Raw genomic sequence first — 19224 nt, 5'->3', positions numbered from 1 at the left:
TACTATATAACCAAACATAATTCCTCCAGCCCATAACTTATGATGATCTGCCAGAGCGTGTTTGCAGCAAATCAACGTCTTTTGATAAACTTCTCATGACATTTCGGACATTCAATCTCTACCTTCTGTCCTTTTCCTCTGGGAATACGAATTTTCTGTCCACAACCCGGGCAGGTATAGATATGATGTGTTTTTCTCTGCTCCATCATATTTTTCTCTCTGGTAAACCAGCTACGGATTTTCTGAGTATATCCCAGATATTTCTGGTTTTCCGCATATCGTGCAGAGATATTTCTGGAAAGGATTCTGAAATATGTATAAATGATAAGAATAAATCCAACTGTATCCAGAACGCCTCCGGCTGCGTTTTGTCTCATAAAAGAACCTACAACAATGACGAAAAGTGCCACACCGAGAGTGAATCTTGCAAAATTATCCACTCCATAACGCCCCTGCATGAATCTGTTTAATTTGTCTTTCATTAAACTACCTCTTTTTTACTGTTTGTAATGCATTTTTTACTCTCTGACAAGAACTTTCAGGATCTCTGCAATATACATGGTATGGTAGTCTTTCTGCGGATACCACTTACCGTCGTTTTCCCCGGCATCAAAGCATTCCGGTTTAATCTCATCATGATACATTTTTTTGCAGACCATGATCATGTCAGCTTCTTCAATTCCGGCTGTTCCGTCTGTAAAGTAAGGAGTCAGTCCTGCTTCTTTAATCTTGTTATCCGCATTTTTTCCGGAAACCTTTCCGCAATAATTTAATGCCTTGCGATATTTTTCTCCCAGAACAGAAATTGTAAATGTATCTTCCCTGTCCACAAATTCCTTGGTGTATCTCTGAGGACGGATATACACTGTCACTGCGTTCTTTCCCCACATAACACCCATTGCACCCCAGCTTGCTGTCATGGTATTGCATTTTTCTTCATTTCCGGCTGTGATCAGCAGCCATTCCTTTCCAATCTTGGTAAATGGATTCATTGTCAGTTCTTCTGCTTTTACTTCTCTGAAACTCATAATATTATTTCCTCTCTTTCTTTATTGTGTACTCTTATGATGTTAGAGCGTGTCTGAAAAATGCTTTCCGCAAGATATATGTCACAATTTGTGGGAGATTTTGCCCGGATGAGGGTGTCGTAGCGGGCTACGGCAACCGAATTCGGGCAAAATATACCGCAAAGTGGGGCGTGCAGATTGTGGAAATGATTTTTCAGACACGCTCTAGGGGCAAAAGATATTTTGCCCCTACCTGATATGCCAAATAATCATCTGTCATTGCATACCTGGAATATGTAAAACTTCAGATAGTAAGACTCATCTGCCGCCCACAGGATCGGATGATCCGGTGCCTGTGTCCTGTATTCTACCTGGCGAAGTCTTTTATGTACATTCTTTGCTGCCTGTCCGATGGTTTTGGTAAATAATTCATAGTCCATAAAATGAGAACAGGAACAGGTTGCCAGAAATCCGCCGTCTTTTACCAGTTTCATGGCACGCAGATTAATCTCTCTGTATCCTTTTACTGCATTTTTAATGGAATTTCTGGACTTGGTAAATGCAGGAGGATCAAGAATTACAACATCAAATTTCTCACCTTTCTCTTCCAGCTCAGGGAGCAGTTCAAAAACATCCTCGCAAATAAATTTCACATTGTCGGATAAACCATTCAATGTTGCATTAGCGGTTGCCTGATCTACCGCCAGCTGAGAAGCGTCCACACCGGTTACGCTCGCAGCTCCTGCGATTCCCGCATTCAGTGCAAAAGAACCTGTATGTGTAAAGCAATCCAGAACTTTCGCATTCTTACAGAGTTTCTGAATTGCAAGCCTGTTATATTTCTGATCCAGGAAAAATCCTGTTTTTCTGCCCGTCTTTTACGTCAACTTCATATTTTACACCATTTTCTTCAATCTGCACAAGTGTTGGAAACTCTGGTCCTATAAAACCCTTAACCATTTCCATTCCTTCCTGTTTGCGCACCTTCACATCGCTTCTTTCGTAAACACCGCGAATAGTGATCCCATCTTCTGCCAGGACTTTCCTGAGGAGTTCTACGATTGTTTCTTTAAAACGATCGATCCCCAGAGCCAGTGACTGAACTACCAGTACATCCGAAAATTTATCCACCACAATTCCCGGAAGGAAATCTGCCTCTGCAAAAATCAGACGACAGCATCCTGTATCTACCACTTTCTTACGATATTCCCATGCATCACGTACACGCTTCTCCAAAAGTTCTTCATTAATATCAACATTTTCATCTCTGGTCATAAGACGTACCGTAATCTTAGAATTAGTATTAATGAACCCTCTTCCCATAGGATATCCGTCAAAATCATGGACAAGTACAATATCACCGTTCTCGAAATTTCCCATGACTGTATCTATCTCATTATCAAAAATCCACATTCCGCCGGATTTCAGAAGTCTTCCCTCTCCCTTTTTCAGAGTTACTACTGCCATTCCCATTCGTATTTCTCCTTGTATTTTTTTATGTTTATCTTTTGTCAATTATATGACTCTGTTTTCTATAGCAGCCCTCATAAATAAGTTACTGTTCACTCCGTTCTCAGCAACACGCTTCGCGATGCAGGAAATATGAACCTCCTTGTGCAATGCCCAAGGAGTATCGTTTGCTTCGCAAACTTAATTTATGCTAATCGCATAAATTCGCGCAGTATGTCTCGGGTTTTCTGTGACCTTCGCTCACCAAAAACACATCGCGGGATATTACCAGTGAACAGTAACATAAATAATGCATTTAAGACAGTTTCAGGTTTCACACTCTGATGGGCCGGATTAAGATTCATTATTTACGAGGATTGCTATAATCACATCATTTTATCACATTCATCTCATTTTTTCCATACATAACAAAAAGCAGCCGGCAAAATCACAAAAATTTCACCAACTGCTTTCCATTGCTATTATTGTTTGCTGCTTTTCACAACCTGTGCAGGGGACTTCCCTGATTCGGTTAAATCCTTAAGAAGGATACATCTTGGCAGACCTCCGTAACAGAGTGCCGTTCTCTTAACTTCATATCCATGGATTTCCATATTATGTCTGCTGAACTGATTATCCGGATGTATGGTGCACATCAGATAATAATATTGGTCTGTATCCAGCAATCTCTCCGCTTCTTCCAGCATATGCCCCTGCAGCCCGTTTCCCCTGTATGCACAACACACAACTGCCGAATCCATGACTGCAACATGGGAAAGCTGTTCCTCATCAAAATCAAGATAAGTTCCCAGATTATCTTCCCTGTTTTCAGGATATTTAATAAGGAAGAAACCCGCAACAGAACCATCTGCTGTCTGTGCCACGATCACAAAACCCTGTTCTTCTATATGTGTCCTGACATATTCCTCATCATCAGATACAAACCAGTCCGGATGCTCTTTATCATTCTTCGCTTCATGCATAACAGCCATGATCTCATCCACATCTGCCATCTCTGCTTTTCGTATCCTGAACAATACCTTTGCAGAACCATCCTTATTCTCTGAAATCTGCATGATGCTTTGATTATTCTGCATTTTCCTCGCCGCCTGCAGTCTCTGTGGAATCTGCATCCGTTGTATCATAAGTCTCTGTACTTTCTCCGTAGAGTTTCTCAAAGAATTTCATTGTTTCATTATATAAGGTCTGTCTGTCATCATCTGAAAGTTCTCCAAGCTCCGGACTTGCCTGTGCATCTGCACTTAATCCGAAGATTTCCTTCATGGACTTATCTACCATATTGAGCTCTGTGCTCATGTAAATTTCAGTTCCATCTGCCTGATAAGAAGCTGTGCCTTCTGTAAGAATTTTCAGATATGCCTTCTCCACATTCTTAGCAAGAGTTGCACCATTTTCAGCATCAAGAGTTACGGAAGCTGTTGCTGTTTCATCTTCCATAGCTGTTGTAAGAGCAGTGGTATCGCCTTCATATTCTCCCTTGCAGAAATTCTCAGCTTTATCAAACATGGTTTTCTGATCTTCTGTCAGTGCAGAAGTATCCAATTCATCTGATGTGGTATCATTTTCTGTATCATCTGTTCCTTCATCGGAGTCTGTATCACCTTCATCTGTATTTCCAAGTGTACTGTCATCCGTAGTTTCATCACCATCCGGCTCCTGCGGTTCCTCTGTTTCGCTGAGGTCTCCGTCACTCTGATCGTCCCCGTCGTCCTCAATCAGACCTGAATCCTCCTCCAGCGATGGATTCTCTGTGGAACTCTCTACGATATCTCCGCCTAAAGCACTGTTATCCACATTATTCAGGATATCATCACCATCTGCTGGATCACCTGCATTTACAGTGTCATCCTCTTCATCATCAATATCACCAAGCTCATCATTATCACCGGATGTATTCTGTTCTACCTGCTCCAGTGTTGCTTTTACATCATCATAATTGTACTCCTGCTGCGCAATCTGTTTCAGAAGCTCTACAATCTTATTAATCTGGTCAGAATCCAGATTTACATTATTCTGCTGAGCAACATTTACTACGATATTATAGATATCATCCACATTCTGGACATTATCTTTGATAACCTGTATCTTCGAGTTATTCATAACAGTAGTTGCATCATTCTTTCCAACCTCATCAGCCAGATTTCCTGTCACTACCATTTCCTCTGTAGCAAGTTCTTTCTTCGTGCTGTCAAGCTGCTCCCCTGTAGCTGTCTCGTACGCCATCTGAATACCTGTAAGCGCTCCGGTGCCGGATACCTCAAACGGGCAGGCGGCTACAACTTCACAGTTCTTGACACCTGATGTGGAAAGTGACGTTGCGATCATGTTACATGTTACCCAGTTAAGGTTGGCTGTTCTTACTTTGATACCGCCTGACTGAGTCGGCTTTACATATGCACAGCTCACTGTTCTGGTTCCGATCTGCTCTAACGGTACATAAGCACTCAGATGATCTCTCTCATCCTGATTAGTGATAGTGAGAATCTGTACCTGGTTACTGTCTACATTAAAATATTTCATCATTGTATTCTTCTGGTCCTGAGTAAGATCAGCTCCCAGCGTCACAACCTTCACTGAATCTGCCATTGTCGGTACAGCAGTTCCTGAAAGTACCAGACATGCACTGCATAAAAGTGCTGCTGCTGTTTTTACTTTTTTCATAATAGAAACCTCCCTGATATGTTATTTAAATTATTCAGGCGGATAATCATTTCATGCCTGTTCATTAATAGTAGTATTATAACACGTTTGAGTTGAGATTTGTAATTATTATTTATATCATTCCCAGTCCTTCCAGCAGGATTTTTGTACCTATGAGGATAAGGATAATACCTCCGCATAATTCCGCTTTGGATTTGTATTTCATTCCGAAAAGACTGCCTATCTTTACCCCTGCTGCTGAACAGACAAAGGTGATCACACCGATAAAGGATACTGCTGATACAATCTCTACTTTCAGAAAAGCAAATGTCACTCCCACTGCCAGTGCATCAATACTGGTAGCCACTGCAAGGATGAACATGGATTTTATATCCATATCCGCATTTACATGTTCTTCCTCTTTCGATTCTTTGATCATGCCGGCACCAATGAACACCAGAAGGACAAAAGCTACCCAGTGACTGTATCGGGTAACCTTATCTGCAAAGAATCGTCCGCCAAAATATCCCACAAGGGGCATTAATGCCTGAAATCCCCCGAACCATGCGCCTGCGATACACATATGCTTTGCATTGATTCTGCCCAGGGAAAGGCCCTTACAGACAGATACTGCAAATGCATCCATAGACAGGCCTATCGCCAGTATAAAAAGTTCAAAAATATTCATGTGTTTTTTGCTCCTTTTCCTGTATAAAATAATTTTTCAGTAACATAGAACCCTTCCCGGAAGACTTTTTTATGTTATCTGAACTGCTGTAATGTTCCTGCAGCATAAAAAAAGAGACACACAGACAGCTGTTTTAACTGTCCATGAGTCTCATCGTTTACTGTAATACCGGGTGCATATGGCACCATTATGTCGATAGTACTACACACTCTTCAAAACATATCTGAAAAATGTTCCGGAATATGCCGATTACTCCCTCGCGGAGAATGGCCTTATTTTATCATATTGATCTATATTTATCAAGTAGATTTTTTGTCAGTCTGGAGCTCATAAGCACCACCTCGTTACTGTTCACAGCAACACGCTTCACGATGCCAAAAATATGCACCTCCTTGTCAGCACACTAGATATAACCAGCTGATCATCGACCCTCGTTGCGAAATTTCCTGTATGAGTCATCAATTTACCGGCTACACTTTGACCTAGTCAACAAATATCAATCATGTATTGACTCAAATGATGATTCTTTAAATTCCAGTCATCAGTTTCCCTGACATACGTTGACTTATATGACAATTCTTCAAATTCCAGTCATATGCTTTCCCGATATTCGTTGACTTATATGGCGATTCTTCGAATTCCAGTCATCTGCTTTCCCGGCATTCGTTGACTTATATGGCAATTCTTCGAATTCTAGTCATCAGTTTACCCGGCATTTGTTGACTTATATGGCGATTCTTCGAATTCTAGTACATCGTTTCGTAAATAACTATACCAATCGCGTAGGATGCGGATTCGAGTGTGCTGGTATAAAAACGCAGGCGTAGCGGGCTACGCTGAGGCTTTTAGACCTGTGCAATCGGATTCGCAGACAAGTGAGTGGTATAGTTATTTCGAAAACGATGTACTAGTCACCTTCTCATCCAGTTTTTATTCTAGTTTAGACAATAAAGCGCAACTTTCAACGGTACTTTCGTTGTCCCAACAAAGTTCCTGTGTCTCTCTATCTCCAAAATACACCGGGAAACGGAACTTTATGTGCTTCAGGAATCTGCCATCCGGCTGCTCCTGCTCGTAAATGTCCACCTGTTCTACAAAGCTGTTAAGAAATTCTTTCTTCTCCAAGTCGGTGAACTTATCATATAGTTTATCAAAATATAAAAGAAATTGATAGACGTTTTCTTCTGATATTTTCTGTTGCCGGATATTTAACAAGCGGTTCTTTACTTCCTCTATGCTGTTTTCCACACCTTCGATTTCATCGTACAGCCGATACAGTCGTGTTTCCATATCCTGATATTTCTTTTCATAAAATTTATCCATGATGTCCAGACTATCCATCTGCTGTCCAAGTCTTCCTTTTGCTCCGGTCAGTTGCCTGTGCTGTTTTTCCAGTCTTTCAATCTCTTTTTCTATTTCTTCTGTATCTATTCTTGAACCGATTTTATTCAGAATTGCTTCTTCAAATTTCGGATTCTTCACCAGCTTCCGAATAATTTCTTTCACTGCATTGTTAATCTTCTCCTCGCTCCATTGTTTACGATATCCACATTTATGACCATCTACCAGGCGACGATGTTTGCAGGCATAATAGAAATAATCCTTATATAAGGTTCCGTCTTTCTTTTTCTTTCGGTTCACGTTTCCATACATACCGCTTCCACATAACGGACATCTCAATATTCCGGATAAAATATGCTCATGATCGAGGCTATGTGTCTTTTCATATTTCACACCTGTTTTTTCCCGTTTTTGATGAGCCAGCTCCCAGTCTGTTTCCGAAATAATCCCTTCATGAATACCATCGTGCAGCATATAATTTTCCTGCTTTACAATGCGATATTCATTTCTTGTACCAGAAACTTTCTCGTTTTTCCTTCGTCCATAAGCCAGCTTTCCACAGTATACCGGATTATCCAGAACGCCTTTTATAAACGAAGAAGCAAATGCATCCAGTGTATTATTCTGTCGTTTTTTCTTTTTATATCCATGCTGGTTCAGCCATGCAGCAATCGCTGAGATTCCCATATTAGTATGAATAAATTTATCATAGATCAGGCGAATAATCTCCGCTTCGTCCTCTGCGATTTGCAATTCTCCATTTACCAATTCATAACCATATGGAGCAAACCCACCGTTCCATTTTCCTTCCCTGGCTTTCTGCTTGCGTCCTTCCATTGTCTGAACAAGGATATTCTCTCTTTCAATCTCTGCCACCGCAGACAAGACAGAAATCATCAGCTTTCCACTATCTTTTGAGCTGTCAATTCCATCTTCTACACAGATCAGATTCACTCCAAAATCCTGCATCCTCTGCAAAGAATTTAAAACATCTGCCGCATTATGCCCGAATCTGGAAAGCTTGAACACCAGTACAAACTGAACCTCATCTGTTCCATTCTCAATATTATCCAACATTCTCTGAAATTCCGGTCTGCCCTCTACGCTCTTTCCAGACTTACCTTCATCGGAATACTCATTTACGATTTCCATATTCTGAAATTCCGCATATCTCTTGAGTTTTTCTTTCTGAGCATCCAGACTATAGCCATCTACCTGCATGGTTGTGGATACTCTGGTATATATATCGCATTTAATCTTTTTACTCACTTTTCCTCCTCTCCTCAGAACATCCCAAAGCAATTTCCAACAATTCAGTCGCAACTTGTGAATTTCTGATACGCATTAAGTTATCCCAGACATCAGCTTTTCCAAGTAGATTCATCCCACCATGCCATACTATTTCATCATCAATAATAGCAAAACATTCTTCTACTTCTGTTCTTGTTATCACATTTATTCCTACCAATTGCATTGCTCTGATTAATTCATAACATACATCTGACTTTCCGTAAGTAATATCTTCCGGATCTGTTGTAATAACAGTGACCTTTACCCCTACTTCCTGTCTCTTCGTGATTAGTAATAAAAATCTGTCAATTTTATCCTGTCTGATATCCGGACTGGAAATTACTACCATTTTTTCTGACTCTACAATATCTTGCTCGAATTTTTCGGTATAATTTACAGAATCAAATATTGCATTTATTATTTGTTTAGGTTGCAACTCTTGTGTCCAGATTGAAAATCCTGTCTTCCTGTACGTTCTCAATCTTTTTGCATACATTTTATCAAAATAACGCACATGCGAATCAATATAATCATACACATAAACGGCTTCTTTTCCGACATAATCTCTGTTTAATCTACCTACATACTGTTCCAAGCGTCCTTCAAAAGATACAGGTGCTGCAAGCATTAATACATCCAGTCTTGGAAAATCAAATCCTTCTCCTATCTTCTGACCGGTTGCCACTAATACAAGTGATTCACTTCCAGGTACCTGTTTTAATCTTCCTCTTATTTCTGTATTTTCCTTATCAGAATTATCACCATATAAAAGGAATACATGATCAGCTTTTCCCTTCAGGGCATCATATAAAAATTTTGCATGTTCCTTAAATCTCGTTAAAATTACAGGAGTCTGTTTTCTCGTAATACAGGTTATAACATCATCTACAATCATTTCATTACGCACCTTACTGGTACTAATCAAATTATATGCTTTATTAATATTATCCTTGCTTTCTACCGTATCAACTACTCTTGTGTATCTTGGGACAAAATAATGTCCAATCCCCTGTTCCTTAGCCCTCTCCAATGCAGTAAATCTATGTCTCAAAGGTCCTAACAGCATATAGATGATCCGATCAAGACTGTCACCACGTTTAGGTGTAGCAGAAACACCATACACGTATTTTGCATTTATTTTCTGCAATAATTCCATAGATGTGTTAGAAGCTGCGTGATGACATTCATCCATAATTACCATTCCGTAATAATTAATCCGTTCATTAAATTTTCCTCTGCTGTACATTGAACCAACCATTGCAACATCTATAATCCCTGTCAATGTATTTTTATTTCCGTGCAAAACGCCTATCACACTATTTCTTTTTTTCTTTCTTCCTGTTTTTGTTTCATATTCCGGTGGTTCTTCTCTTATCTCTAAAAAATGATTCAATTCATCAACCCACTGATTAAGCAAATCTTTACTTTGCAGCAAAATGAGCGTATTTACTTTTCGCTCTGCAATAAGGTAACTACATACTACAGTCTTTCCAAATGCAGTTGCCGCACTCAGAACCCCATCTGAATGTGATAATAATTTTTCTGCTGCTAATTCCTGTTGCATTCGCAAATCACCTTTAAAAGATACTCTGATAGGTTGTCCTGTTTCTCTTTGATCTGAAACATCAACTGAAATGCCTGCTTTTTCACATTCCTGTATAATATTTTCCCGCAGTCCTCTCGGAATCTGTATATATCCATCTATATCCTTACCTAAATATACAGCACTGAAATTATAATAATTAGAATATCCCAGCCTTTTATTTTTGTAAAATTCCGGATTATCAAATGCCGCCAAACTACGAATCTGATTTTGTATTCTTGGCATAAGATTCAGAGTATCAACATAAACTCCATTGCCCAATACCATGTGAAGCTTGCCCACAACATCTGACTTACAAAACTCACATTTCTTCTTCCATGGTTTCGGTCTGACATTCTTCTCAATATTAGTAAGCATTCCTCTGACTTCTGCTAATTCTCCCTGCCATTTTGCCATGCATTGTTCAACATCTTCTATTCCCAGCTTTCTTGTTTTATTGAAAAGAGCATCCCATTGATCAGGATAAGCATTCCAATTTTCATCTACAAAAGCACTATTTCCATTTTTAAGAGCCTGCCCCTGTAATGGCAATGCAATCAAATTACCTATGCTGCTTGCCACATCCTGCGAAGGATACATTCTATCATAATAATGAAACGATTTCAGATTGATAAAAGTCGAACCCTTGTCTAACAGGAGAAATCCAAAATTCCTTGCTGTTGCCGCAGGTATTGCCTTTTTAAAGAAAATCCATACATGTGCCCCTTTCCCGGAGCGAGATCTCTCAACTAAAGGTCTGATACCATTAAGCTCACACATTTTTCTAAGCGCATCCACTTCTTTATGCCACTCATTATCCGTATTTGCAAAGTCCGTAACCTCTGCTCCTTTTTCGTGATTATCAAAATCAAATACAATAAATCTGCATGTACCATTTGGCAGTAAAGGATATACACCTATTACATCTGATCCATCTTCTTTTGTGCCTAACAAATGATCAATTATTTTTTTAACATCCAAACTAATCCATTTGGTATTTTCACATTCATCACACAATACCTTCTCTTTACGTTGTTTAGGGCAAAGCCGGTCATTCCAACGATTCGCACATTGTGGAAAATAGCCCCCGTTCTTTCCTCTTCTGGCATATACATCTTCTCTTCCCCAAAACATCGAAAAGAAACGTATTGCCATTTTCTCTGTAATATACGGTGGATTTACAATACGATTCCCTTGATCCAGGTCATATTCTTCTGCACTTTCTATTTTTTCTTCAAAAGGATTCACCTCTTCATAGGAAATGCCTGCTTTCTTCAATTTATCTTTTAATATCTTGTTCTCATATTCAAGCAGCCTAACCATCTTTCTCAATGAATCCGCATCATATGCTTCTATGTTCAAACCTTCCACCTACAATTCTTATTATTTCGTAATGTAACCTTCATTTCATGTCCCAACTTTATTTTAGTACTTGTTCCAACTATTTTCAATGCTTATTTTTCTTATTGACGCATTTCTCTGTCAATCGTATAATTAATACAAAAAAAACCCGAAAAGAGGAGGTGTTCGTATGGCTACTTCAAGTATTACTCATAATTTTGTCATATCCAATCCAAACAGCGTAAAACTTTTTATTGCAGCGATTGACGAAGCCGACCGCGACCGCACACCAAAGCAGACACTTCCCGGACGTCAGTTGACAAACCCACAAGAAATCTTATCTTTAATGTCAAAAAGGAAAAAACAAACTCTTAAATATTAAAATTCTTCAATAAAAAATCCTCTAAGACAATAGGTATTTCACTATCTCTTAGAGGATATTTCTTTACTTTAAATGATATTTGGTAATACTTTTCCAGTTTTCCGAGAAACCCATTTTATTCAATAATTCAACTTCGCTTATATGCTCTACTTCTCTGTTTACTCGGTCAATCTCTTTTATGAGCTTTCTTTTAAATTCCAGAAAATCTTTTCCAGGTAATAGATATCTAAAAGCAATCACCACAGCAAACAAATCTTGTTTTCCTTTTTCGTACTGATTACCGCTCTGTGGTAATGAAAGTTTTTTATGAAGCGGTGTATCCGCAATAGCATCTACTGTTCTGTATGTAAACAGTCGTTCCCCATGGGCACATACATTCCTATACTTAGTGAGAACAGATAGAAACTGTTCCATCTGATGCTGATTCAAAGGTTCAAAGTTTTTTGATACTTTTGATTTTAAGGACTGCGGAAACACTCGGAACATTTTTGATAAGTTTCCAAACGTAAGTACATTTGCCAAAACCCATAATGGAATTTCACCATATGTCTTGCGGTAATAGTTGATATATGTATAATCTGTGGTCGTTGTTGCTCGTTTCAAGGTCGCTATCAACTTTACGATTGTTGCATGATTTCTTTTTGTATTATTATAATTATTAGCGTCCAGGTACTGCTTCTGCTCTGCTCCATACATTTCAGTAAAATAGTATGACATCAAAGAACGCATCTGTCGCTCAATCTGCAGTAAATATTTAAAGAACAACTCTCTAAGCTCTGCATCAAACTTATACAGACTGACTATTTCTTCAAAACTTGTTCCTGCTTTATATTTTTTTGTGTTTGATATTCTAAAAAGATGTTTATATCCTCCCATAAGAGGAAAATATCCTATTTGGCGTAACATCTCTTCCGCATATTCTCTGTCTTTTATTTTTATTCCCTTTTCATCACTGATCCAGGAAACCTGGTCACTAAAAGAAGAGAATTTTTTCGGTGTCTGCATCTCATTTCTCCTTAAAACAAAAGAGGGAGAGACCCGCAGGCTCTCCCCCGCCTGTAGGCTTCTCAAGTTTCTACAGAACGATCACTGAGCTTAGTATACGTCATTTTAAATGTCCTGTCAATATGTCAAAACATTCTCAGCCATATCCGCTCAGAAGTATTCTATGCTATTTTTTCTTCTTTATTCTGTTTTTCTTCCTCCAACTCCCGGAGGACTTCTTCGCCGTACTTATCAATCATCCGTACCAGAAAATCAATACACGGGAGTTTGACAGTTAAATATAAGAAAAAATGCTCGCAGGCCTTATGGTACCTGCTATTTTTACGTCAGCTTTTCTGTTTTGTTTTATAGTATTTTTTTATTACCGGCTTCAGCTCGATAAAACCTGCCATAAATTAAGAGAGAAACATAAATTCAAATATACCTTTGTTGATGCCATGTTGTTTTCTCCTATCTTCCCACCAGCTTTAAGAATTTCTTATCATTCATCTGCTCATTCGTAACATACTCCCCATCACAAAATAGTGCATAAGTCGTGATTGGCGTTGGTACATTCTGAGCATCCTTCCTATTTTCAATCTTCACAGCTTTGAGTGGAATACCATTCTTCTGAGCGGTTTCTTCCAAGATTGGTACATACTTTGCATTAAAAGGACATTGGTTTGTATAATAAAGAACATAGCCGCTTTCATTTATATGATGGTGTTTTGCACATTCCTTGAACACCGGTGGCTCAGTTTTCTCTTCAAACGGCAGATACCATAGCTGGATTCCATTATCAGCCTCATCACAAGCTTTAAATCCTTTATATTTTAGAAACTTCGAATCGGCCAGAAATGGCTTTTTCCTTGCTGCTGCAAGAATACATAGGCCTTTCTTCCCCTTTTCTTTGCTGTCCTCAATACACTCGGAAAGTAAGTCACTTGAATATCCATGGCCTTTGAAAGATCCGGACACCCACAAACAATTAATATACATATAACCAGGTGCTTCGATTGGATTCCATGCACACTCCGCAGGTATGTACTCAATAAAGCACTTGCCGCGTTCTACGCTCTTAAGAAACACAAGACCTTCATCAAATCTATCCGCAAGCCATGCCTTTTTTGATGATACCTGAATATCTTTATTGTTGGAAATGGCGCAGCAAATGTGCTCCTTTTCAAGATTTTCTTTCGTAACTCTAATATATTCCATACCTTTAAGCCCTCCTTATCGGATGCCTGACCACAGTCTTGCGTTTCTCCGGTGCCACCCTCCGTGCATCACTCAAATAAATTTCGTGGTGCATTCTCTGATCAGTAATATCCAGTGCATATCCTTGTTCTTCCATAAATCTGTGCATCTCATCTACTGTAGCAGGCTCATCGTCATACGATCCGATATGCATACACTGTACACACAGACCTTCATCATACGAAAAGAACTCAACTTTGGAGAAATCCTGTTTCTTTTTCTCCGTAGCTTTTCTGACTGCCCAGTCAAAATCTTCCCTGCTAACAAAATCAGGCAAGCGAATAACAGAAATCCACTTGAATTCTTCCTTGCGCGCATAATCGATTCCTGACACGCCTTCTTGCCACCAGAATCCCTCTAATGGCGGCACCACATAATCGAAATATCCGTCAATCTGATGGTCTTCCTTTTTACTCATTTTTATCGTAAATGCAATTCCATACAAAAGTCCAATAGACTGCTTATATTCTCCATCTGCATCATTTGGATTACCGCTTCCCCTCACCGCTATATAATTCATTTTCGGGACTCTGACAATAGACGGTGTTCCCTTCGGCATGTAAAACTCTTTGTATTCCTTTTTATAATCAAACGTCATTTTCCTAATCCTCCATAGCTTTTTAATGTTTCTTCCGCATTCCTGCGGATAATGTCCCGTGCTTCTTTCGGCTCAAGCACCTCAGCCTTTGCTCCAAATGTCATGAGCCATGTCACAAGGTTTTCCATATCTGTATAATCCGCCGAAAAAAGCAGCCTTCCATCATCCGTCCTGGTAAAGCAATGCGGTCCAAATTCTTCAACCAACCGCCACTTTACATCCGGGGCGAAAAGGACTTTTACCTTTATCCCGCCCGGAAATATCTTCTCATTTGACAAATTCGGCATTGGTACATTTCTGCACATAAAAAACTGCTCCGATTCTGTAACGCAATCCATACGGTTCAACTTAAACAATCTGTAATCTTCACGTTCTAAACACCACCCCCATACATACCAGCTTGACCACCTAAAAACCAGATAATACGGTTCTATCCTTCGGTTGCTGTCTCCAGATGGAGCATAATACTTAAACTGTATAGTATGCCTGTTTTCTATTGCATTTTGGATTACTTCGATTTTCGGAACAAGAGAGCCTTTATACCATGAAGACAAATCAATCAACATAGAGTCTCTTTCACTGATAAACTCTGATGATCCGGTCTGGATTTTCTCCATCAACTGACCGTAGTATCGGTTTCCACTCACACTGTCAAGACTTCTCAGCCCCGCAAGGATCATCTGCATATCTTTGGATGTCAGAATCGTCCTATCCATACGATATCCGTCCATAATACTAATACCACCACCGGTCCCCTGTGCCGTCCTTATTGGAATGCCTGCTTTGCAAAGGTCTTCAATATCCCGGTTTATTGTCCTGCGGGATACCTCAAATTTTTCTGCCAGTTCAGGAGCCGTTGTCTTTTCTTCCTGCAGTAAGATTGACAATATCCCAATAAGCCTATCTGTCTTCATAGTTTCCACACTCCATACATATCATATCTAACACAACACGACAACTATATGTCATGTTTATTATATCCACGAAAAATTTTTCTGTAAACAAAAAGCCTGCAAACATAAGGTTTTATTCCCAATGTCTGAAGACTCAATAGCATTAGTTAAATTTTCTCCCTCTCGGTTCTCAACCAATGCATTCCAAGCCATCAGATAAACCTTTATCAATGTTTCTTATTTCATTGACGCTCTTTCCGCTGGTGCTTTGTCCGAAATTGAACGAATACTCACCATTACTGTAATTCCGTACAGGCTTATCCCTCGCCTGACCGAAACCAAGCAAACTTTTTATACCCATCTGCTATCTCTTTCTTTTTGTTCCTGTCTGTGATAAAAACGATTCCATAGATATCGAAAAAAGTTCATAAAATTTTAGCAATTAAAGGCATTGGTTTTTTACTGTAAATTGCATATAATAAAAACACAGATAGAAATATCTGCGCAGCGGTTAGAGCGTCCAGTTAAAATGCTCGGTTAAAAGCGGTTAGATTGTCCAATTAAAACAATCGGTTAACAGCAATGGGTGGAGTAATCCACCCGCTACATCAGGTTGATCTGCTCACTCCTGCTGAAAGAAAAATCACAGAAAAAGAATATTGGGCACAACGCCGTGGACAGGAAAAGCTCGATGAACTGAATCAGAAAATGAAAGAAGATGGAATCACACCAAAGGAAACACGTTACCAGACAGAAAAACAATTTCTTCGTGACGCTATTGATGATGCTGCAAGCACCGCCCAATCACCAGAGGAATTTTCAAAAATCCTTGATGTAAAATATCACATCATCTTCACGATCAGTCGAAACCGATACAGCTATCTTCACCCTGGCAGAAAAAAATATATCACTGAAAGGAATCTTGGAACCAGATACACAGAAGATTTTCTCTTGAAAGCATTTGAGGAAAACACGAAATCCCATAGAGAACAGAAAGAAGAAATTCTGGAACAGCAGTCTCCGAATACTTCCACAGATTTACCAACTGTTCCTTTCTCTGATACTTCTGCTATCTCTACACCATTCATTTTCATAAAATCAGATCTCCGGCTTGTCATAGATCTGCAAACCTGTATTAAAGCACAGCAAAGTGGAGCCTATGCTCAAAAAGTAAAGCTCACCAATTTGAAGCAGATGGCTCAGACTGTTGCCTACATACAGGAACATGGCTATGATTCTCTTGATGATTTCCATGTAGAACTCAATCAGGCATCAGACCAGACCAGTGCTCCCAGAAAATCTTTAAAAGATACTGAACAGCAACTTAAAGATGTGAATGAACAGATTGAAAAAGTAAAAGATTTATAGACTGTTATTTTTTATCGGCATTTGTCATTTCAAAATTCAGGTATTGAGGATTACTATTTGCCATGTTAAAATAATGATACAGGAATCCATGTTTACTATGTCCCATTCTAAAGGAAAGCAGGTGGTGTTTTTACAATGGATAATACAGAAGAAACATTAGATTTTGAGCAAAAACATAAAGAAGATCTACAACGCCTCAGGGGTTCCGTCTTTTAGATGATGATTTTATGAGTAAAGTTTTTGAAGATAAGGCATGTGCGGAATTTCTACTTCAAATTATTTTGCAAAGACATGACCTTAAAGTACAATCTGTGCAGGGACAATACGATATAAAAAATTTACAGGGACGTTCTATTCGCTTGGATATATTAGCTGTTGATTCCAATAACCGCATTTATAATATAGAAATTCAAAGAAGTGATCGTGGTGCTGATGCAAAACGTGCAAGATACAATAGCAGTCTTATAGATGCCAATATAACTGAAGCTGGCGATAAATATGATGCTCTCACTGAAACCTATGTGATTTTTATTACCGAAAATGATGTATTAAAAGCCGGGCTTCCAATTTATCATGTTGACCGCATCATCCAGGAAACCGGTGAACCATTCGGTGATGAAGCTCATATTATTTATATAAATTCCCAAATCAAAGATGAAACAGAACTCGGAAAACTAATGCACGATTTTTCCTGTACCAATCCGAAAGACATGTATTATAAAATCCTTGCTGACAGAGTACGTTATTTTAAAGAAGATGAGGAAGGAGTTTTGACTATGTGCAGAGAGATGGAAAATATGCGAAAAGCTGAACGCATTGAAATTGCTAAACGTATGCTGGCCTCCGGTAAACTCACTTACGAAGATATTGCCGCTTTTACAGACCTGACCTTAGAAGAAATCGAAGCGCTGGCTGTACAAAAAACCGCATAACAAAAAGAGAAACCATCTCGCTATATACAGATGTGTTCCTCATTTCTTTATAAATAAAAGAAAAAAACTGAATCATAATAAAAAAACGCAGGAGAAATCTAAGATGAAAGCACATAAATATTGGTCACTTGGTGCATCGGCAGCAATGTTTGGAATCTTTTATACTGGCTATAAAAATATGAAATCCGCTCATAAGTATTTTGCTTGTAGCTCTCTGTTCTGCATGATCATAGCTATCTATTCTGGGCATGAAATGATTTCTGGTAAGTCTAAAAAAGAAAGACTCTGTTTCCGATGGAGAATAGCAAGCCGAACCTGTGAAAAGGAGACTTCGACGGTCTTACAAATGCTATGAAAAGAAGTATTCTATGCTGTTTTTTCTTCTTTATTCTATTTTTCTTCCTCCAACTCCCGGAGGACTTCTTCGCCGTACTTATCAATCATCCGTACCAGAAAATCAATGCACCGCTCAAATTCAATATTCTGTTGCATAAGCTCCTCCCGTCATTGTTTTAATCTGAGCTTATTTTACAGAACCTACCGGAAAACCACATTGAATAGAAATTGATTTTAAATTGACACAATCAATTTAAAAATATCCGCATTTTCTTGATCAGGAGTTATATCCACAGATTGGATTTTGCATTGGAAAAAATCTATCCGGTCTTTTAACAAAATAAGCATAATTTACGGCGGGCAACTTGCCCGCCGTTATATTCAACTATTCGTCAAATAAATATATGCATCTTCCAAAGTGATATCATTATCCAGGACACAATTCTCATTTGGCTTTCCTTTGCTTAATACTTTCATATGAATTCCATTTTCTACATACTGCTTAGATGATATAGAATAATTGGCTTCTAACAAACGGGCTTCTTCTGCATTTTGTACCGTACAATTCCAAACACAGCCCTTTGCATTTTCCAGCAACCCACTCACGCTTCCAGAATATAAAAAACTTCCCTTTTTCATAATGGCAAGCTGTGTACAGGTTGCTGCTAAATCTTCTACTACATGAGTGGAAAACAGCACAGTTCTATCCTTTGAAAAATCAACCAAAAGATTGCGGATCCTGATTCTTTCTTCCGGATCTAACCCGGTGGTAGGTTCATCAATAATCAAAAAATCCGGATTATTAAGAAGTGCCTGTATGAGTCCGACACGTCTCTTCATACCACCAGATAATTGCCGCATTTTTTTATTCTGATGCTCTGTAAGAGAAGTCTTTTCCAGATAATAGGTAATTCTTTGTTCGAGGTCATTTCTGGCTACTCCTGACAGTCCCCCCATATATACAAGACATTCTTTCACCGTAAGATTCGGATATAAGTCGATTTCCTGTGGAAGATAACCAATCTTTTTCTGTATTTTCTCATAATTTCCCTCGTTATACAGAATTCCATCAAGGGAAACCATTCCTTCCGTTTGTTTTAAAACAGTTGTAAGAA

Annotated in this window: 17 protein-coding genes and 2 pseudogenes; 5 read left to right on the top strand and 14 right to left on the bottom strand. The window is 38.9% G+C overall.

All coding sequences use genetic code 11. From position 1 onward, the window contains the following. Positions 1 to 71: 71 nt before the first annotated feature. From AC075J_RS18140 to AC075J_RS18130, 3 genes are read right to left on the bottom strand one after another with little or no spacing between them, the layout of a single operon-like run. Positions 72 to 482: a TFIIB-type zinc ribbon-containing protein gene (locus AC075J_RS18140; protein ID WP_008705607.1), complete on the bottom strand. Its 411-nt coding sequence runs from the start codon at positions 480 to 482 to the stop codon at positions 72 to 74. A gap of 36 nt (positions 483 to 518) precedes the next feature. Further along, positions 519 to 1028: a flavin reductase family protein gene (locus AC075J_RS18135; protein ID WP_008705608.1), complete on the bottom strand. Its 510-nt coding sequence runs from the start codon at positions 1026 to 1028 to the stop codon at positions 519 to 521. After that, positions 1025 to 1183: a DUF6783 domain-containing protein gene (locus tag AC075J_RS18130; protein WP_320055377.1), complete on the bottom strand. Its 159-nt coding sequence runs from the start codon at positions 1181 to 1183 to the stop codon at positions 1025 to 1027. The genes AC075J_RS18135 and AC075J_RS18130 overlap by 4 nt, the downstream gene beginning before the upstream one ends. On the opposite strand from AC075J_RS18130, the gene AC075J_RS18125 reads away from it, so the two are divergent. Then, positions 1115 to 1264 carry a DUF6783 domain-containing protein gene (locus AC075J_RS18125; protein WP_306452300.1) on the top strand — a complete coding sequence of 50 codons (150 nt, stop codon included), beginning with the start codon at positions 1115 to 1117 and terminating at the stop codon, positions 1262 to 1264. The genes AC075J_RS18130 and AC075J_RS18125 overlap by 69 nt on opposite strands. 12 nt (positions 1265 to 1276) lie before the next feature. Here AC075J_RS18125 and AC075J_RS18120 read toward each other — a convergent pair. The 6 genes and pseudogenes from AC075J_RS18120 to AC075J_RS18095 all read right to left on the bottom strand — a co-directional run bounded on the left by AC075J_RS18120 (position 1277) and on the right by AC075J_RS18095 (position 11380). Next, positions 1277 to 2480: pseudogene (locus tag AC075J_RS18120) on the bottom strand (class I SAM-dependent rRNA methyltransferase). A gap of 458 nt (positions 2481 to 2938) precedes the next feature. Continuing rightward, complete coding sequence (locus tag AC075J_RS18115; protein WP_022380836.1) at positions 2939 to 3553, bottom strand: GNAT family N-acetyltransferase; 615 nt, start codon at positions 3551 to 3553, stop codon at positions 2939 to 2941. Next, complete coding sequence (locus AC075J_RS18110; RefSeq protein ID WP_020993380.1) at positions 3543 to 5138, bottom strand: DUF1002 domain-containing protein; 1596 nt, start codon at positions 5136 to 5138, stop codon at positions 3543 to 3545. The genes AC075J_RS18115 and AC075J_RS18110 overlap by 11 nt, the downstream gene beginning before the upstream one ends. A 112-nt stretch (positions 5139 to 5250) precedes the next feature. After that, positions 5251 to 5805 carry a manganese efflux pump MntP gene (locus AC075J_RS18105; protein WP_008705613.1) on the bottom strand — a complete coding sequence of 185 codons (555 nt, stop codon included), beginning with the start codon at positions 5803 to 5805 and terminating at the stop codon, positions 5251 to 5253. Between the two features lie 930 nt (positions 5806 to 6735). Beyond that, positions 6736 to 8415 carry a recombinase family protein gene (locus AC075J_RS18100; protein ID WP_476390587.1) on the bottom strand — a complete coding sequence of 560 codons (1680 nt, stop codon included), beginning with the start codon at positions 8413 to 8415 and terminating at the stop codon, positions 6736 to 6738. After that, positions 8408 to 11380: a TOTE conflict system archaeo-eukaryotic primase domain-containing protein gene (locus AC075J_RS18095; protein WP_476390586.1), complete on the bottom strand. Its 2973-nt coding sequence runs from the start codon at positions 11378 to 11380 to the stop codon at positions 8408 to 8410. The genes AC075J_RS18100 and AC075J_RS18095 overlap by 8 nt, the downstream gene beginning before the upstream one ends. Before the next feature lie 169 nt (positions 11381 to 11549). On the opposite strand from AC075J_RS18095, the gene AC075J_RS18090 reads away from it, so the two are divergent. Further along, positions 11550 to 11741, top strand: coding sequence for a hypothetical protein (locus AC075J_RS18090; protein ID WP_008705619.1), 192 nt, complete (start codon positions 11550 to 11552; stop codon positions 11739 to 11741). Positions 11742 to 11804: 63 nt separating this feature from the next. On the opposite strand, the gene AC075J_RS18085 is transcribed toward AC075J_RS18090, so the two are convergent. The 4 genes from AC075J_RS18085 to AC075J_RS18070 all read right to left on the bottom strand — a co-directional run bounded on the left by AC075J_RS18085 (position 11805) and on the right by AC075J_RS18070 (position 15494). Beyond that, positions 11805 to 12746, bottom strand: a complete 942-nt coding sequence (locus AC075J_RS18085) for an Abi family protein (RefSeq protein WP_055068095.1) — start codon at positions 12744 to 12746, stop codon at positions 11805 to 11807. Positions 12747 to 13196: 450 nt separating this feature from the next. Beyond that, on the bottom strand, positions 13197 to 13943 hold the full coding sequence (locus AC075J_RS18080; RefSeq protein ID WP_008705621.1) for an N-acetyltransferase: 747 nt from the start codon (positions 13941 to 13943) through the stop codon (positions 13197 to 13199). Between the two features lie 4 nt (positions 13944 to 13947). After that, on the bottom strand, positions 13948 to 14580 hold the full coding sequence (locus AC075J_RS18075) for a GyrI-like domain-containing protein (RefSeq protein ID WP_008705622.1): 633 nt from the start codon (positions 14578 to 14580) through the stop codon (positions 13948 to 13950). After that, entirely contained in the window at positions 14577 to 15494 is a 918-nt protein-coding gene (locus AC075J_RS18070; protein WP_118338733.1) for a helix-turn-helix transcriptional regulator, read from the bottom strand. The genes AC075J_RS18075 and AC075J_RS18070 overlap by 4 nt, the downstream gene beginning before the upstream one ends. 561 nt (positions 15495 to 16055) lie before the next feature. Between AC075J_RS18070 and AC075J_RS18065 the strand changes: the two genes are divergently transcribed. From AC075J_RS18065 to AC075J_RS18055, 3 genes and pseudogenes are all read left to right on the top strand, one after another. Beyond that, positions 16056 to 16841 carry a hypothetical protein gene (locus tag AC075J_RS18065; RefSeq protein WP_226839680.1) on the top strand — a complete coding sequence of 262 codons (786 nt, stop codon included), beginning with the start codon at positions 16056 to 16058 and terminating at the stop codon, positions 16839 to 16841. A gap of 135 nt (positions 16842 to 16976) precedes the next feature. After that, positions 16977 to 17773: pseudogene (locus AC075J_RS18060) on the top strand (Rpn family recombination-promoting nuclease/putative transposase). A gap of 103 nt (positions 17774 to 17876) precedes the next feature. Continuing rightward, entirely contained in the window at positions 17877 to 18128 is a 252-nt protein-coding gene (locus tag AC075J_RS18055; protein ID WP_476390585.1) for a DUF6219 family protein, read from the top strand. A gap of 362 nt (positions 18129 to 18490) precedes the next feature. Here the strand turns inward: AC075J_RS18055 and AC075J_RS18050 are convergent. Further along, the coding region (locus AC075J_RS18050; protein ID WP_476390584.1) for an ATP-binding cassette domain-containing protein at positions 18491 to 19224 on the bottom strand (734 nt) is incomplete at its 5' end.

The organism is Blautia sp. ZXY-1-C6, assembly GCF_056339875.1.
The sequence above is the reverse complement of the archived record's forward strand: the minus strand, read 5'-3'. Positions and strand labels throughout refer to the sequence as shown.

Excerpts from the sequence above, each read along its gene's own strand:
- AC075J_RS18140 (WP_008705607.1), bottom strand. The coding sequence starts at position 482 with ATGAAAGACAAATTAAACAGATTCATGCAGGGGCGTTATGGAGTGGAT.
- AC075J_RS18135 (WP_008705608.1), bottom strand. The coding sequence starts at position 1,028 with ATGAGTTTCAGAGAAGTAAAAGCAGAAGAACTGACAATGAATCCATTT.
- AC075J_RS18115 (WP_022380836.1), bottom strand. The coding sequence starts at position 3,553 with ATGCAGAATAATCAAAGCATCATGCAGATTTCAGAGAATAAGGATGGT.
- AC075J_RS18110 (WP_020993380.1), bottom strand. The coding sequence starts at position 5,138 with ATGAAAAAAGTAAAAACAGCAGCAGCACTTTTATGCAGTGCATGTCTG.
- AC075J_RS18105 (WP_008705613.1), bottom strand. The coding sequence starts at position 5,805 with ATGAATATTTTTGAACTTTTTATACTGGCGATAGGCCTGTCTATGGAT.
- AC075J_RS18090 (WP_008705619.1), top strand. The coding sequence starts at position 11,550 with ATGGCTACTTCAAGTATTACTCATAATTTTGTCATATCCAATCCAAAC.
- AC075J_RS18085 (WP_055068095.1), bottom strand. The coding sequence starts at position 12,746 with ATGCAGACACCGAAAAAATTCTCTTCTTTTAGTGACCAGGTTTCCTGG.
- AC075J_RS18080 (WP_008705621.1), bottom strand. The coding sequence starts at position 13,943 with ATGGAATATATTAGAGTTACGAAAGAAAATCTTGAAAAGGAGCACATT.
- AC075J_RS18075 (WP_008705622.1), bottom strand. The coding sequence starts at position 14,580 with ATGACGTTTGATTATAAAAAGGAATACAAAGAGTTTTACATGCCGAAG.
- AC075J_RS18070 (WP_118338733.1), bottom strand. The coding sequence starts at position 15,494 with ATGAAGACAGATAGGCTTATTGGGATATTGTCAATCTTACTGCAGGAA.
- AC075J_RS18065 (WP_226839680.1), top strand. The coding sequence starts at position 16,056 with ATGGGTGGAGTAATCCACCCGCTACATCAGGTTGATCTGCTCACTCCT.
- AC075J_RS18055 (WP_476390585.1), top strand. The coding sequence starts at position 17,877 with ATGAAAGCACATAAATATTGGTCACTTGGTGCATCGGCAGCAATGTTT.